This is a genomic window from Streptomyces diastaticus subsp. diastaticus (assembly GCF_011170125.1).
GTDB lineage: Bacteria > Actinomycetota > Actinomycetes > Streptomycetales > Streptomycetaceae > Streptomyces > Streptomyces diastaticus.
In genome coordinates this window covers 21,087-37,803 of the sequence record NZ_BLLN01000003.1, presented here as the reverse complement: position 1 = coordinate 37,803, position 16,717 = coordinate 21,087, and the positions used below count along the sequence as shown (strand labels likewise).

Sequence of the window (16,717 nt, the reverse complement as noted above, 5' to 3'; positions counted from 1 at the left end):
GGAGCGATGGATGTCGCGCGAGCGGACACCGGGGCCGGGGGTCCCGGTGGCACGGCCGGTGGGCCGGTGCTCGACAGGGACGAGGCCGACCGCGCGCTGGCGCGGCTCGGCGCGGAGCGGGAGGCCGTCGAGACCTCGCTGCTGGCGCTCCAGGACCACGCCGGGCGGCGGCTGCTGGAGGGCGCCGAGCTGACCGGGACGACGGCCGGGCGGTGGCGCGCGGCGGAGGCGGACATCACCCGGCTGTGGGCGTACTTCGACGCGTACACGGCGGCGGTCGCCGAGGCCCGCGAGGTGCGGTCGCGGCGGCGCTGGCCGGGCCGGGAGGAACTGGTGGCGCTGACGGAGCTGCTCCAGGGCTCCTCGGTGACGGTGCCGGGCACGCCGGGCGGGGGGCCGGGCGCGGCGGTGCTCGCCGAGCGGTTGTCGCTCACCGAGCTGGTGGACCGGATGAACACGCTGTACGCCGAGTCGCTGGCGGTGGTGGTGGCGGCCGACGCGGTGTGGTCGGCGCTGCCCGCCCGGATCGACCTGCTCGCCGCCGAGCAGCGCCGGACGAGGTCGCTGGCCAGGTCGGTGGGTGTGCTGCCGGGCGAGCATCCGGCCGGGGACGACCTGGAGCGGATCGGGCGGGTGCTGACGGTCCTGCGCGAGCAGGTCGTCTCGGACCCGCTCTCCTTCTGGGTGCCTTCGGACGGCGGCGCCACGCCCGGCGCGGGCCGCCCGGACACCCGGCGCTACGACCGGGAGGCACGGGCGCTGGAGGAGGTGCGCCGGGAGATCGAGGCGGTGCTCCAGGTCCGGCGGGACGCCGAGGCTCGGCTGGCCCGGCTGCGGGACGTGCTGTCACGGGCCGACCGGACGCTGGCGGAGGCGCGGACGGCGCGCGGCGAGGTGCTGGCGAAGATCGCCGCCTCCGAGGTCCCGGCGGTGAGCGGCCCGCCGAGTGCCCTGAAGGAGCAGTTGTCGGCGGCGGCCGACCACCGCAGGCACGGCCGCTGGCACCGGCTCTCGCCGCTGCTGGACGCGCTGGAGCGGCGGGCGGAGGACGAACTGGAGCGGGCCCGCGACTCGTTGACGGCGGTGACGGCCCCGCTCGCGGTCCGCGCGGAGTTGCGCGGGCGGCTGGACGCGTACCGGGCGAAGGTGTCCCGGCTCGGGCTGGCCGAGGACCCGGTGCTGGCGGAGCGGTACGACGCGGCGCGGCGGGTGCTGTGGAGCGCCCCCTGCGACCTGCGGGTGGCCGAGGACGCCGTCCTCAGGTTCCAGCGGGCGGCCGCCGAGGCGCTGGCGCCGGGCGGGAGCGACGACGGGAGGGGCGGGGCGTGAGACGGAGCTGTCGGCGGCCGGGGTGCACCGGCGCGTACGAGGACGTCGGCGGGGGCGAGTTGTACTGCGACGTGTGCGGGATGGCGCCGGTGGTGTCGCCCGACGGGTCGCTCTCCTCGCCGCCGACGGGCATGGCGGCGGGCGGCTCGGGCCGTTCGGGGCGTGGCTCGGCGGGGTCGGGGCGCGGCTCGGGGCCGGCGCTCACGGCGGCCTCGGCGGGCTCGCGTTCCTCGCGCCGGCCGGTGTCGGGGCGGCTCTCGCGGTCGCTGCCGGGCCGGGCCACCACGCGGTCGGTGTCGGTGCGCAGTTCGGCCTCGGGCGGGGTCTCGCGACACGGGCGGCTCGGCGCGGGCCTGGTGACGGTGCCGGACGTGCCGCGCCCCGATCCGCGTACGGCGGTGGCGGCCGATCCGCGGGTGCCCGAGCGCAAGCGGTTCTGCAGCCGGGCCGAGTGCGGGGCGCCGGTGGGCCGTGCGCGGGGCGGACGGCCGGGCCGTACCGAGGGGTTCTGCACCAAGTGCGGTCACCCGTACTCCTTCGTGCCGAAGCTGCGGCCGGGCGAGGTGGTGCACGGGCAGTACGAGGTGGTGGGGTGTCTGGCGCACGGCGGGCTCGGCTGGGTGTACCTCGCGGTGGACCGGGCGGTCTCGGACCGGTGGGTGGTGCTGAAGGGCCTGCTGGACACCGGCGACGAGGACGCCATGGCGGCGGCCATCTCGGAGCGGCGCTTCCTCGCCGAGATCGAGCACGCCAACATCGTGCGGATCTACAACTTCGTGGAGCACCTCGACCAGCGCACCGGCTCCCTCGACGGCTACATCGTGATGGAGTACGTCGGCGGCAAGTCCCTGAAGGAGCTGGCCAACGAGCGGCGCACACCCGAGGGCCGGCGCGACCCGCTGCCGGTGGAGCAGGCGTGCGCGTACGGCATCGAGGCGCTGGAGGCCCTCGGCCACCTGCACAGCCGCAACCTGCTCTACTGCGATTTCAAGGTCGACAACGCCATCCAGACCGAGGGCCGGCTCAAGCTGATCGACATGGGCGCGGTCCGCCGGATGGACGACGAGGAGTCGGCGATCTACGGCACGGTCGGCTACCAGGCCCCCGAGGTCGCCACGCACGGCCCGTCGGTCGCCTCCGACCTGTACACGGTGGCGCGCACCCTGGCCGTCCTCACCTTCGACTTCCCGGGCTACACCCACATCCACGCCGACAGCCTCCCGGACCCGCACGACGTGCCGGTCCTGTGGACGTACGAGTCGTTCTACCGGCTGCTGATCCGCGCCACCGACCCCGATCCGACACGGCGGTTCGCGACGGCCGAGGAGATGGCGGAGCAGCTGACCGGGGTGCTGCGGGAGGTGGTGGCGCTCCAGTCGGGCCGGCCGCACCCGGCCCTCTCCACGCTCTTCGGCCCCGAGCTGCGGGTCCCCGACACCGAGGTGGTGCCGGACGACGGGGTCGTCTCGCGCCTCGGTGAACGCCCCGCACCCCTGGTGCGGGGGCGCCGCCGGGTCCGGTCGGCGGTCCCCGCCGTCGCGGCGCCGGGGGCGGTCCCGGCGCTGCCCGGGCAGGCGCCGTCGGCGCGCGTGCCGGGGGTGGCCGCCGGGACGGTCCCGGCGGCGGACCCGGTCCCCCCTCCGGGCGGTGTCGCACCGCCCGGTGCCCCGGACCCCGCGGCCGCCGCGCTGGCCCTGCCGATGCCGCGCGTCGACCCGGCAGACCCGAACGCCGGGTTCCTCGCGGGGCTGGCGGCCGCCGCGCCCGGCGAGCTGGCGGCGGCGCTCGCGCCGGCCCCGGTCGACTCGCCGGAGCTGCGGCTGCGCAAGCTCCGGGCGGAGCTGGAGCAGGGGCGGGTGGCGGCGGCCGAGGAGGGGCTGCGGGAGCTGGAGGCGTATGTCCCGGACGACTGGCGAGTGGTCTGGTACCGGGGTGTGACGGGCCTGGCCGCCGGGGACTTCGAGGGGGCGGCGCTCTCCTTCGACGCGCTGTACGACGCGTTCCCGGGCGAGCCCGCGCCCAAGCTGGCACTGGGTCTGGCCGCCGAGGTGCTCGGCCAGGCGGACAACGCCGCCGAGTACTACCGCCTGGTGTGGAGCCGCGACCCGGGCTTCGTCGGCGCCGCCTTCTCGCTGGCGCGCGTGCAGTGGGCGGCGGGGCTGCGCCAGGAGGCCGTGCGGACCCTGGAGTCGGTTCCGGAAGCCTCCATCCACTACACCGCCGCGCGGGTCGCGGCGATCCGGGCGCGGCTGCGCCGGCGCGACCCGGCCGAGCCGCTGCTGGCCGACCTGACGGCGTGCGCGGCCCAGCTCGAGGCGTTGGAGGGGCTCGGTCTCGACGCGGTACGCCGGGAAAGGCTGGCGGCGGAGGTGCTGGGAACGGCACTCGACTGGGTACTCTCGGGTAGCCCGGGGCAGACGGCCGAGAGAGCTTCCGGTTCCGGGCTTCGGGCCGGTGGCACGGCCCGTACGGTGCTGCTGGGCAGCCAACTGGACGAGCGTGGCCTCAGATTCGGTCTGGAGCGCGCCTACCGGACGCTGGCCAGACTCGCCCGGCGGGGCGAGGAGCGGATCGAACTGGTGGAGCGGGCCAACCGCTTCCGCCCCCGGACGATGGTGTGATTGATGTCGCGGATTCCCCAACTCTCCGCCTGTCCCAGCTGCGAGGAGCCGCTGGAGCCGGCCGACCACTTCTGCGGGGCGTGCGGGTTCGACCTGTCGTCCGTGCCCGAGCCGCCCCGCGGCCGCCCCGACGCGGTCTCGCCCGACGGCCCGCCCGCCGAGGGCGGCAGGGGTGCCCCCGTGGCCTGGCCGGCCGCCCCGCCGGTCCCGCCGTCGGCGGCCCCCGGCGAGACCTCGCCCCTGCGCGGGGCCGAGGACCTGCCGGGCACGGACCCGGCGGGCGCCCCGCCGGCCGGCCCACCCGCGGCCACCGCCGACGCGGCCGTCCCGGACGGCCCCGCCCCTGACGCCCCGGCAGGCACCCCGGCGCCCGCCCCGGGGCCGTGGGGGGCGCCACCCACCGCCACGCGTGTGCCGGGCGCCCGGGACGGCGAGGAGGCGGCCGGGTCCGCTCCCGTCGGCGAGCAGGGCGACTTCGCGCTGGCCGAGCCGGGGGCCGCACCTCCCGCACCTCCCGCACCTCCCGCACCTCCCGCACCTCCCGCACCTCCCGCACCTCCCGCCACGAGCGGGCCGCCGACCCTGGTCGACCCGGCGCCCTCGGCCCGGGCCGCCGAGGAGGGCGCGGGCGTGTCCCCGGCGGGCGGCGGGGCGCCCGCCGATCCCCGCACCACGGCGGCCGGTGCCCCGGGCGGCGGGGGGAGGACCTGCGTGGCATGCCGGGCCGGTCGGGTCGACCCCGACGGGTACTGCGAGAACTGCGGGCACGCCCAGCCGCGTGAACGCGACCACATGGAGGAGGAGATCGCGGGGGCGGCGGCGGTCAGCGACCGGGGGCTGCGCCACCATCGCAACGAGGACGCGTTCGCGCTGGCCTCGGCGCCGCTGCCGGACGGCTCCCCCGCGGTGGTGGCGATCGTCTGCGACGGGGTCTCGTCGGCGACCCGGCCCGACGAGGCGTCCCTGGCCGCCTCCCGCGCGGCCACCGACTCGCTGGTCGCGGCGCTCGGGCAGGGCACGCACCCGCAGACGGCGATGCACGAGGCGATCGTCGCGGCCGCCCGCGCCGTGGACGGCCTGGCCGAGGAACGGCCCGCCGACGCGGACTCCCCCCGGCAGAACGCTCCGGCCTGCACCATCGTCGGCGCCGTCGCGGCGGGCGGTCTGCTGGTCGTCGGATGGATCGGTGACAGCCGCGTCTACTGGGTGCCCGCCGACCGCGAGGGGCCGGTGGCCCGGCTCACCGAGGACGACTCGTGGGCGGCCCAGATGGTCGCCGCCGGGCTGATGAGCGAGGCCGAGGCGCACGCCGACTCGCGGGCCCACGCCATCACCGGCTGGCTCGGCGCCGACGCCTACGAACTCGACCCGCACACCGCCTCGTTCAAACCGGACCGGCCGGGCGTCGCCGTGGTGTGCAGCGACGGCCTGTGGAACTACGCCGAGTCCGCCGAGGAGATGGCGGCCGCGCTCCCGGCCGACGCCCTCACCCGCCCGCTGCACAGTGCCCAGGTCCTGGCGGGCCACGCGCTGGACGGCGGCGGGCACGACAACGTGACGGTGGCCGTGGTGCCGTTCGACGTGCGCCCGTGGGAGGACGCCTGAGGCACCGGCGCGGGTCCGCGGCCCCGGTGCGCCGAAGGCGCGTACCGGACACGCCGGGCACCGTGCGGGGTTGACCGGCCCTCCCCCAGGGGCAGGATCGGGCTGACCGGGCCGGGCCGAAGGCGCCCGGCGCACGTCGCCGACGTTGTCCGCGCGGCCGGGCCGGCTCCGGCCGTACGGTTCCCAGGGGGGACGGACCAGATGGCCAACTTCACCAAACCGGACGTACCGCGGTTCGCCGTGGAGGTCTACCAGAACGAGTTCCTGCCGGAGGGCGGGCGGGACGTCAACGCGATCGTCACCGTCACCGCCACGGGTGGCGGGACCCGGGGGGCCGCGCCCGCGCACACCGCCGCCGAGGGCGCTTCCTCGGCGGTGGCGCTGATGGTGGACTGCTCGGGCTCGATGGACCACCCGTCGGCCAAGATGCGGCACGCCCGGGACGCCACCCGGGCCGCCGTGAACGCGCTCCGGGACGGGACGCGGTTCGCGGTGATCGCCGGGACCCATGTCGCCCGGGAGGTGTATCCGGGCGGCGGGCGGCTCGCCCTCGCCGACGACCGGACGCGGGCGGAGGCCGGGGACGCGCTGCTGAGGCTGCGGGCGGGCGGCGGCACCGCGATCGGCACCTGGCTGCGGCTGGCCGGACACCTGCTCACCTCGGAGCCGGCCGGTGTCCGGCACGGCATCCTGCTCACCGACGGGCGCAACGAGCACGAGACGCCCGAGGAGCTGCGGGACGCGCTGGAGGTCTGCGCCGGGCGGTTCACCTGTGACGCGCACGGCGTCGGCACCGACTGGGAGGTGAAAGAGGTCACAGCCATCGCCTCGGCCCTGCTCGGCTCCGCCGACATCGTCGCCGACCCGGCCGGCCTCACCCCGGACTTCCGCCGGATGATGGAGGCGGCGATGGGCAAGGAGGTCGCCGACGTGGCGTTGCGGCTGTGGACCCCGCAGGGCGCGGAGGTCACCTTCGTCAAGCAAGTGGCCCCCGCTGTAGTGGACTTGACCGGGCGTCGGGCCTCGGTGGGCCCGCGGGCCGGCGACTATCCGACCGGTTCGTGGGGCGACGAGTCCCGCGACTACCACCTCTGCGTACGCGTACCCGCGGCCGACGTGGGCCGGGAGATGCTGGCCGCCCGCGTCTCGCTGGTCGTGCCGGGGCCGGACGGCGGTGCGACGCCGCTCGGCCAGGGGCTGGTGCGGGCGGTGTGGACGGACGACACGGCCGTCTCCACCTCGCTGAACCCGCAGGTCGCGCACTACACGGGCCAGGTCGAACTGGCTCGGGCGATCCAGGACGGGCTGGCCGCGCACAAGGCCGGCGACGTCGACGGGGCGACCGCGGAACTGGGCCGGGCGGTGCGGCTGGCGGGCGCCTCGGGCCACGCCGATACGGCGAAGCTGCTGGCCAAGGTGGTGGACGTGATCGACGAGGCGAACGGTACTGTGCGGCTGAAGGCACGGGTCGAGGACGCCGACGAGATGACCTTGGACACCCGCTCGACGAAGACGGCCCGCCTGCACCAGCAGCACCCGCCCGCGCCTCGCCCCGGGAGGTGACGGCGGGCATTGCCGTCTCCGCGGTCACAGCGGACACTGACGACTGCGGTCGCCGTGCCCGGTGCCCGCGGTGGGCGGCGGTGCCGTACACCGACGAGACGACGACGTGCCCCCGGGCACGGACGCGGCCCCGGCCGCCGGAGGAGAGGGGAAAGGCCCGACATGCCGACCTGCCCGAACGGACACCAGTCGGACGCCGACGACTGGTGCGAGGTCTGCGGCCACCGCATGGCCGGCCCGGGTGTGCCTCCGGGCCCGGGCGGCCCCGCCGGCAGCGTTCCCCCGCCGCCCCCGCCGCCGCCCGCACCTGGTCACGGCTACCCGCCCGGCCCCGGCGCCCCAGGTCCCGGCTTTCCCGGCGGCCCGCAGAGCGGCCCGGGCGGGCCCGCCGTCCCCGGCGGCCGGCCGCAGCTGTGCCCGCAGTGCCACACCCCGCGCGAGGCCGACGCGCCGTTCTGCGAGGAGTGCCGGTGGAACTTCATCACCAACACCGCGACCTCGTACACACCCGCCGCGCCCCGGCCCCCGGCGGGCGGCCCGCCCGGCGGCTTCCGCACGCCCCCGCAGTCGTACGACTACCAGGGCTCACGGCCCTCGCAGATGAACCGTCCCGCCGAGCCGCTCGGCCCGGGCGCCCAGCAGACCCCGCCGCCGGTGACACCGAGCCGGCCCGGCGTGCCGACGGCGTACCCGGCGCCGCCGTACGGCGGCGGCCCCGCGCAGGGTCCGCCGCCGCCCCCGCCCGCGACCGGCGGCGGGGCGTTCCCCTCGCAGGCTCCGGGCGAGTCCGGGCGGACCGGCGCCGGGCAGGACGACGACTGGGTGCTGCCCCCGCCCTCCGCCCCGGCCGCGCCGCCGCAGGGCGGGCCGGGCGCGCCCCCGCAGAGTCCTGGCCCGCAGAGTCCTGGCCCGCAGAGTCCTGGCCCGCAGAGTCCTGGCCCGCAGGGGCAGCCGCCGCGGGCGCCGGGGCCGCCGGCTCCGGCGAGCTGGTCGGTGTCGGTGGGCCCCGACCGCGGCTACTTCATGGCGATGATGCAGCGCAGCGGCCCCGAGGCGGACGGGCTCAACCTGCCCGCGTACTCGCCGGAGCAGCGCCACGCCCTGGTCGGGAACCAGTTCACGATCGGCCGGCGGCGCCACTCCACCGGTGACACCCCGGACATCGACCTGTCGGTGCCGCCGGAGGACCCGGGGGTCTCGCACCAGCACGCGATGCTGGTGCAGCGGCCCGACGGCGGCTGGGCGGTGGTGGACCAGAACTCCACCAACGGCACCACCGTCAACGGCGGCGAGGACCCGATCCAGCCGTACGTACCGGTACCGCTCTCCGACGGCGACCGGGTCCACGTCGGCGCCTGGACCACGCTGACCCTGCACCGCGACTGACCGCCGCCCACCGCGCTCCGCGAGGCCGCGTCCACCCCGCGCCGGGGCGGACGCGGCCTCGCGCGTACGCCCCGCGGTTCAGGTCAGCCGCCAGCGGTACGGGCCCTCGGGGTCGTCGAGCCAGGCGGTCAGGGTGCCGGCGTCGGCGGTGAGGCCGAAACGTTCGCGGACGGGGTGGTGCTCGCGCTGCCACACCTCCAGCGCCTCGGCCGGGGTGAGCCTCCCCGCGGTGAGCGTCAGCAGGAAGCGGAACCGTTCGTTGTCGAGTACGTGGCGGGCGACGCCCTCGGCAGAGGGTTCCCCGGCGGTACGGGGCTCGGTGCCGCGTAGCGGGACGAAGTAGGCCGGGGTGGGCAGGAAGCGGCCCTCGGCGCGGTCGGGGCCGTGCACGGTGAGGCGGACGAGGCCGGTCGCGAACGGGGTGAGGATCAGCCCGCCGGGCCGGGTCTGCTCCAGCCAGGGGCGCGGCACCGTGTCCAGCGCGCAGGTGGCGAGGATCCGGTCGTACGGCGCGTCGGCGCGGCAGCCGCGGGCCCCGTCGCCGGTGACGACGTGCGGGTGGAGTCCGGCGGCGTCCAGGTGGCGGCGGGCGGAGTCGGTGATGTCCGGGTCGAGGTCGACGGTGGTGACGTGGGCGGAGCCGAGCCGGTAGGCGAGGAGGGCGGCGTTCCAGCCGGTGCCCGCGCCGATCTCCAGGACCCTGTCGCCGTCGCGGACCCGCAGCTCCGCGAGCATCCTCGCCATGAGTGAGGGCTGGCTGCTGGAGGAGAGGAGTTCGCCGTCGCGCAGCCTGGTGGCGAGCGGCGTGTCGGTGTAGACCCCCTCCAGCCAGCTCCGGCGCCGGCCCGGGTCCGGGTCCTCGCCCCACATGCGCCGCCAGCCACCGGCCGACGGCCCGAAGTAGCTCGGCACGAAGAGGTGCCGGGGAACGGCCGCGAACGCCTCCCGCCACTCCGGCTCCCCGTCGAAGACCCCCTGGTCGGCGATGTCCCGTACCAGCCGGCCCCGCGCCCGGGCCACCACCTGCGCCCAGCCGCCCCCCACCGGATCACCCTCGGGGGCCTGCCGGGGCCAGGGAGGCCCCCCGCCGCCCCGCGTTCCCTGCGTGCCACGCGGATCGCTCATACCTCCACTGTGCTGCGCCGCACCGACCCCGGCCAACCCACACGCGGAACCCGGCCCGGAACACCCCGGACACACCGAACCGGGCCACCCCGAGAGCCCCCGCCCGACGCCGCATCCAGCAAGCCCGGCACTTGAGGCACCGGTGACCGGCACGGACACGGACCCGGCGCCCCGCGTGACAGCCCGCCGGCGTCTGAGGCAGTCACTGACCGGCCGGGCCGACAACCGGCCGGGGCGGCCCGGCCCCAGCCGCGTCCGGCCCGGCCGGCGCCTGAGGCCATCCCGCCCCGCCGCGCCCGGGGCGGGCAGACGCCGGACCCGGGCGGGACCGGCCCCGGCCCGGCCGGGAAGCCCCGCGCGTCTGCCACCATGGTGGCGTGACTAACGATCCGCGCGACACGCTTCAGGAGCAGTCCTTCTACGAGCAGGTCGGCGGCGAGGAGACCTTCCGACGCCTGGTGCACCGCTTCTACCAGGGGGTCGCGGAGGACCCGCTGCTGCGGCCGATGTACCCGGAGGAGGACCTCGGCCCCGCGGAGGAGCGGTTCGCCCTCTTCCTGATGCAGTACTGGGGCGGCCCCCGCACCTACAGCGATCAGCGAGGCCACCCCCGGCTGCGGATGCGGCACGCCCCGTTCAAGGTGGACCGGGCGGCGCACGACGCGTGGCTCGGGCACATGCGGGTGGCCCTCGACGAGCTGGGCCTGCCCGAGGAGCAGGAGCGGCTGCTGTGGAACTACCTGACGTACGCCGCCGCGTCGATGATCAACACCGAGGGCTGACCCGCCTGCCGCACCTCCCCGCCCCGTTCCCCCGCATCCCCTCCCGTGCGTGAGGGGATGCTCACATTCCGGCGACGGGTGAACGCATTCCGGTCACAATCTGATCAAGTCGGCTCCGGGAGCGTTGTCGTGGCCGCCCCGCGCCGGAGAGGCTGCCCGGCAGGCGTGCGGGACGGCGACGGGGTGCGGGGGGCGCCTCCCCACGACGGGGATCGGGGGGAAGTTCGTGACCAGGTTCGTACTCCTGCGGCTGCGCGCGCACCGGCTGCTGCTCACCGCGGCGCTCCTCGCCGTCCTGCTCACGGCCTCCGTGCTGGCCACCCTCACCGCGTTCTCCGGCTCGGTGGGCGAGGCGGCCCTGCGTCACACCCTGGATCACCGCGCCGCCGCCGACGCGGCCCTCGTGGTCCGCGGCGAACCGGAACCGGAAGCGCGCGAGGCCGCCGGCCTGGCCGTCGCCGAGGGGGCCCGCCGCACCTTCGGCGGGCTGCCGGTGACCGTCCGCACGCTGCCGCGCTCGGCCACGTACGCGCTGCCCGGGGCACGGGTGGGCGAGGAGCCGCCGCTGACCCACCTCGCCGCCCTCGACACCTCGCAGCTTCGGCTGGCCGCCGGCCGCTGGCCCGGCGACGGCGGCACCGGGACGCGTGCGGACCCGCTGCGGGTGGCGCTGCCGGAGAGCGCGGCGGCGGCGCTGAGGCTCGCGCCCGGCGGTGAGCCGCTGACCCTCACCGACCGGGCCACCGACCGCGCCCTGACGGTGGAGATCACCGGCCTGTACCGGCCCGCCGACACCTCCGCGCCGTACTGGCTCCTCGACGAGCTGGGCGGGCGCGGGCAGCGCACCGTCGACTTCACCACCTATGGCCCGCTGCTGACCGGCCCGAAGGCGCTCGCCGCGCCCCTGGTCGCCCCCGGGCCGACCGGCTGGCTCGCCACCGCCGACTACGCCGCCCTCGACACCTCCACGACCGACGCTCTCGCCCGGGCCGCCACCGCCGGGGCCGCCCGTCTCGCCGAGGACCCCGCGCTCGGTCCGGGGGCCTCGGCCGAGACGGGGCTGCCGCAGGTCCTGGAGCGCTCCGAGCGGGCCCTGACGGTCTCCCGCACCACTCTGCTGGTCGTCGCCCTCCAGTTGGTGCTGCTCGCCGGGTACGCGCTGCTGCTGGTCGCCCGGCTGCTCAGCACCGAGCGGGCCGGGGAGACGGGGCTGCTGCTGGCCCGGGGCGCCTCGCGGCGCCGGGTCGCCGCGCTCGCCGCCGTGGAGGCGCTGCTGCTGGCGCTGCCCGCCGTCGTCCTCGCGCCACTGCTCGCCGGGCCGCTCACCCGGCTGCTGGCCGGGCAGGGCGCGCTGGAGCGGATCGGGCTGCGGCTCGACACCGCGCTGACGCCCGCCGTCTGGCTGGTGGCCGCCGCGACCGCGCTGGGCTGCGCCCTCGCCGTGGTCGCGCCCGCGCTCTCCGCCGCCTCCGGCGAGCAGGACGCGGGAGCCCGTACCGGCGCGCTGCCCGGCTGGGTGAAGGCGGGCGCGGACGTGGCGCTGCTGGTCGTCGCGGGGGCGGCCTTCTGGCAGCTCGACCGTCAGGCCGCGCCGGGCGAGGGGGCGTTCGGCGTCGATCCGCTGCTGGTCGCCGCGCCTGCCCTGGGCCTGCTCGCGGGCACCGTCCTCACCCTGCGGCTGCTGCCGCCCGTGGCGAAGCTCGCCGAGCGGCGCGCCGCCAGGGGCCGCGGGCTGGCGGGCGCGCTCGCCGGGTGGCAGCTCAGCCGCCGTCCGCTGCGCGGCGCCGGCCCGGTGCTGCTGATGGTCCTCGCCATGGCGATGGGCATGCTCGCCGTCGCCCAGGGCGCCACCTGGGAGCGGTCCCAGCGCGACCAGGCCGACTTCGCCGCCGGCGCCGAGGTCCGGGTGGCGGGCGGCCGTGTGCCGGAGTCCGACCGGGGCGTGGTGTACGGGGGCCCGGACGGCGTACGCGACGCCGCGCCGGTGCTGCGTTCCACGATGGATCTGGCGGCGAACCGCACGGCGGAGGTCCTCGCCGTGGACGCCGGGTTCGCCGCCGACGGGCTGCTGCTGCGCGCGGACCTCGGCGACCGGCAGGAGATCGCCCGGCAACTGCGCCCCGCTCCCCCGCGCCGGGCCGGGCTGCCGCTGCCGGAGAAGACCGGCAGCGCGGTGCTGACGACGCGGCTGAAGGCGGTCGGCGGGGACCACGCGGAGCCGCTGGCGCCCCGGCTGTCGGTGGTTCTCGAGGACCGGTTCGGCTCCCGCCACCTGGTCCATACCGGGGCCTTGCCCGCCGACGGCCAGGTCCGCGACGTCGAGGTACCGCTCGGTGCCGGGAAGCCCGGGGCACGCGACGCCGCCGCGCCCTACACCGTCACCGAGATCCGGCTCCAGGTCGACCAGCCCGCCGAACGCGGGCAGCGGCACGAACTCACCGTGGCGGAGATCCGTGCCGTACCGGCGGGCGACGAGGGCCCGGGCACCCCGGTGCCGCTGCCGGACGGCTTCGCCTGGGAGGGCCACCGCGACTCCGGTGAGGAGGCGGTGGAGGGCGGCACCCCGCCGGTGACCCCGCTGGAGCCCGCCACCACCGCTCAGACCCCGCTACGCGTCACCTACCGCACCGGGGTCGCCCCGGCCTCGGTGGACTCCTTCCACCGCTACGGTCCCGAGGCGGCGCCCGGCGTCGACATCGCCGTCACCGCGAAGCGGCCCGCCCCGCCGCGGCTGACCGCCGTCGCCACCCCGCGCTTCCTCGCCTCCAGCGGCGCGAGGACCGGGTCGGTGGTCGACGTGCCGGTGGGCGCCGAGACGCTCAGAGCCGAGATCACCGGCACCGTCGAGGCGGTGCCCACCACCGGCGGCCGCTCCCCGGGCGGCGGCGAGGACGGCGGAGCGCTCCTGCTGGACCTGGCGGCCGTCAACGCCGCCCTCCACGACATCGGCGCCGACGCCCCCGTTCCCGGTGAGTGGTGGCTGCGGACCGCGCCGGGCGACGCGGCGCGGACCGCCGCCGCCCTCGCCGCCCGGCCCGACACCGACCCGGAGCAGATCACCGACCGGCAGGCCATCGGCGAGCGGCTGCGCGACGACCCGCTGGGCGCGGGCCCCCAGGCCGCGCTGCTGGCCGTCGCCGTGGTCGCCGCCGCGCTGGCCGCCGTCGGCTTCGCCGTCAGCGCCGCCGGATCGCTGCGCGAACGCGGCGCCGAACTCTCCGTGCTCCGCGCCCTCGGCGCCCCCCGCCGCCAGCTCGCCCGGCTCATCGCCATCGAGCAGGCCGTGCTGATCGGCGTCGCCCTGCTGGTCGGCCCGCTGCTCGGCGCGGTCCTCGCCCGCGCCGTGGTGCCGCTGGTCGTCCTCACCGGGGAGGCGACCAGGCCGCTCCCGGACGTCCTCGTCGAACTGCCCGCCGGCCAGGTCGCGGTGCTGCTCGCCGGGGTCGTCGCCGTCCCCCTCCTCATCGTCGCCGCGCTCGCCCTGCGCCGGGGCGACCCGACCGTGACCCTGCGCCACGAGGGAGGCCGCTGACATGGCCGGACGATCGGCCGCGCCCTGGGTGCGCACCCGGCTGCGGGCCGCGCCGCTCCAGGCGCTCTCCCTCGCCGTCCTGGTCCTCGTCACCGCCTTCCTCGCGGGAGCGCTGCCGCGCGCCGTGGAGGACGCCGAGGCGGAAGGAGTGCGCCACGCGATGACCGGCGAACCGGCCGGCGGGGCGATCGAGGTGCTGGGCAGCCCGCCGGGTCCGCACCAGTCCGCCACCGTACGGGAGGAGGCGGTGCGCGCCGCGACGCTGCGCGCGGTCGGCGCGGAGATCGACGCGCTCCTGCCGGCGCCGCTGACCGCCGCGCCGCAGAACGGCTCGCTCGGCGTCCAGCTCTCCGAGCCGCTGCCCTCCGAGGACCCCGGCCTGCCCCGGCCCGACGGGCTCCCGCCGCGCTTCCTCGTCGCCGCCCAGGACGGCCTCACCGACCACGCCCGGCTGGTCGCCGGAGCCTGGCCCCGGGGCGAGGGCGTCCGCGCCGCAGACCCCAGCGCCGAGGCGGTCGTCACCCGGGCCACCGCCAAGACGATGCGGCTGAGGCCCGGCTCGGTCGTGCACCTGCCCGCCGTCCAGGGCCCGGACCGCGCCGTGCGGATCACCGGCGTCGTCGAACCGCTCGCGCCCCGGACCACCTACTGGTCCCACACCGAGGTGCTGCGCACCCCCGGCCTGCTCGCCGCGCCCAGCAACACCCCCTTCGACACCAGCTACTACTGGCAGGCCGGCCTGCTGCTGGCCCCCGACGCGGGCCCCTTCCTGTACGGCCTGGACCCGCTGCCCCGGATGTACTGGCGGATCAGCCCCGACACCTCCGGGCTCACCGGACGGGACGTACCGGCGCTCCAGGCGGGCCTGGCCTCGCTCAAGGCCGGGCCGCTCCAGTCGCGGCTGCGGACCGTGGTCTCCTCCGACGCCGAGGTCAGCACGGGACTCGACGGGGCCCTGGACGATTTCGCCGGCCTCAGCCGGGCCGTCTCCTCGGTGACGGCCGTCGGCCTCGTCGGCGTCGGCACGGTCGCGGGCGTGGTGCTGCTGATGGCACAGGCGCTGACCGCCGACCGGCGGCGCGCCGAACTGACCCTGCTGCGGGCCCGCGGCGCCTCCGTCCCCGGACTCGCCGGACGGCTGCTCGCCGAGACCGCCGTGGTGGCGCTCCCGGCGGCCGCCGCCGGACAGGCGCTGGCCTGGCTGCTGCTGCCCGAGGCGCGGGCCTGGCCCTCGTCGGCCGCCTCGGCGGCGGTCGCCGCCCTCGTCTGCCTGGCCCTGCCGGTCCGCGCCGTCCTCACCCACCGCAGGCCGCGCGTCCACGAGGCCCGCTCCGACCTGGTGCTGTCCCGCCCGTCCCGGCGCCGCACCGTCGCGGAACTGGGCCTGCTGGTCCTGGCGGCGGGCGCCGTGCTCGTCCTGCGCGGCCGGGGCACGGACGCGGGCGGCCCGCTGGTCGCCGCCGCGCCCGTGCTGGTCGCGGTGATCGCCGCGCTGCTCCTGGTCCGCCTCCATCCGCTGCCGCTGCGGCTCGCGCTGCGCCCGCTCGCCCGGACCCGGGGCGCCCTCGGCTTCCTCGCCGTGGCCCGCACCGGGCGCGGCTCACCCGCCCAACTGCTGCCGCTGCTGGCGGTGCTGGTCGCGCTGACCACGGCGGCCTTCGGCGGGGCGGTGCTCGCCGGGATCGACGACGCCCGCGACCGGGCGGCCCTCCTCGCCACCGGCGCCGACGCCCGCGTGGAGCGGAGCCGGACACCGCTGCCCGACGGTCTCGCCGACCAGGTCGGCTCCGTGGACGGCGTACGGCACACCGCCTCCGTCCACGTCGACTACAGCCTCGCCCTGCCCGACGGCACCACGGTCGCGATGGCCGTGGTCGAACCCGGCGCCTACGCGCGGCTGGCACGGGAGACCGGGCTCGGCGCCTTCGACGCGCGGGTGCTGCGCGAGGCGCCGCCCGGGCCGGCCGCCACGAAGGAGTCCGGTCCGGTCCTCTCCGCCATCGCCTCACCGAGGACCGCCGGACTGCTGGGTGCGGGGCGGCACAGCTGGGGCGGGCCGCTCGGCCGGTTCACGCTCCAGGTCACCGAGGTGCGCCCCACCACGCCCGCCCTGCCCGGCCAGGAGTTCCTCCTCGTCGACGGGGCGGACCTGCCGAAGGCGCTGCCGACCCTGGTCCTCGCCACCGGGTCCGGACTGGACACGGCCGCGCTGAAGAAGGCCGCGGACTCCGCCGGGAAGCACACGGAGCTGACCCTGCGGACCGCCGAACGCGCCGCCTTCACCGACTCTCCGCTCCAGTCCGGCGCCGAGCGCCTCTACCTGGTCGCGGTGGCGGCCGGGATCGTCTTCGCCGCGCTCGCCGTGCTGCTGTCGCTGCTCCGGTCGGCCTCGGAGCGGACGGCCCTGCTGGCCCGGCTGCGCACGATGGGGCTGAGCGCGCGGCAGGGCCGCCGGCTGCTGGTGCTGGAGGCGCTGCCGCAGGCGGTGCTGGCGGCGGCCGGCTGCGTCCTGGTCGGCCGGGTGGCCCTCGCGCTGACGGCGGGCGGGGTGAGCCTGGAGCTGCTCGCGCTGCCGCCCGGCTCCGACGCGGTGGCGGCCGTGCTGCGGGCCGACCCCTGGTCGCTGCTGGTCCCGGCCGCCGGGAGCGTCCTGCTGACCGTGGCGGTGGCCGCCGCGCAGGCCTGGTGGACGGCGCGTCGCACCGCGGCGACCGAGCTGCGCGCGGGGGACGGGCGGTGAGGGCCCGCCCCGGTCCGCCGGACCGTCCCCGGCA

Annotated in this window: 9 protein-coding genes; 8 read left to right on the top strand and 1 reads right to left on the bottom strand. The window is 77.7% G+C overall.

What is annotated here, in order from left to right; all coding sequences use genetic code 11:
* Positions 1-6: 6 nt before the first annotated feature.
* From Sdia_RS08690 to Sdia_RS08670, 5 genes are all read left to right on the top strand, one after another.
* Complete coding sequence (locus tag Sdia_RS08690) at positions 7-1,329, top strand: hypothetical protein (protein WP_100452688.1); 1,323 nt, start codon at positions 7-9, stop codon at positions 1,327-1,329.
* Entirely contained in the window at positions 1,326-3,950 is a 2,625-nt protein-coding gene (locus Sdia_RS08685) for a serine/threonine-protein kinase (RefSeq protein ID WP_189400582.1), read from the top strand. The genes Sdia_RS08690 and Sdia_RS08685 overlap by 4 nt, the downstream gene beginning before the upstream one ends.
* Positions 3,951-3,953: 3 nt before the next feature.
* Entirely contained in the window at positions 3,954-5,555 is a 1,602-nt protein-coding gene (locus tag Sdia_RS08680; protein WP_189500414.1) for a PP2C family protein-serine/threonine phosphatase, read from the top strand.
* A gap of 201 nt (positions 5,556-5,756) precedes the next feature.
* Positions 5,757-7,118 carry a vWA domain-containing protein gene (locus Sdia_RS08675; protein WP_189500415.1) on the top strand — a complete coding sequence of 454 codons (1,362 nt, stop codon included), beginning with the start codon at positions 5,757-5,759 and terminating at the stop codon, positions 7,116-7,118.
* A 162-nt stretch (positions 7,119-7,280) separates the two neighbouring features.
* Positions 7,281-8,504 (top strand): FHA domain-containing protein, encoded by a 1,224-nt coding sequence (locus Sdia_RS08670; protein WP_189500416.1) that lies wholly within the window; start codon positions 7,281-7,283, stop codon positions 8,502-8,504.
* A gap of 78 nt (positions 8,505-8,582) precedes the next feature.
* Here the strand turns inward: Sdia_RS08670 and Sdia_RS08665 are convergent, their stop codons facing one another.
* The gene (locus tag Sdia_RS08665) at positions 8,583-9,524 is read right to left on the bottom strand and encodes a methyltransferase domain-containing protein (protein WP_100453330.1); all 942 of its coding nucleotides are present in this window, start codon (positions 9,522-9,524) and stop codon (positions 8,583-8,585) included.
* A gap of 482 nt (positions 9,525-10,006) precedes the next feature.
* On the opposite strand from Sdia_RS08665, the gene Sdia_RS08660 reads away from it, so the two are divergent.
* From Sdia_RS08660 to Sdia_RS08650, 3 genes are all read left to right on the top strand, one after another.
* Positions 10,007-10,411 (top strand): globin, encoded by a 405-nt coding sequence (locus tag Sdia_RS08660; protein ID WP_100452683.1) that lies wholly within the window; start codon positions 10,007-10,009, stop codon positions 10,409-10,411.
* A 226-nt stretch (positions 10,412-10,637) separates the two neighbouring features.
* Positions 10,638-13,943, top strand: a complete 3,306-nt coding sequence (locus Sdia_RS08655) for an ABC transporter permease (protein WP_189500417.1) — start codon at positions 10,638-10,640, stop codon at positions 13,941-13,943.
* Position 13,944: 1 nt separating this feature from the next.
* Entirely contained in the window at positions 13,945-16,683 is a 2,739-nt protein-coding gene (locus tag Sdia_RS08650) for an FtsX-like permease family protein (protein ID WP_189500418.1), read from the top strand.
* Positions 16,684-16,717 lie beyond the last annotated feature (34 nt).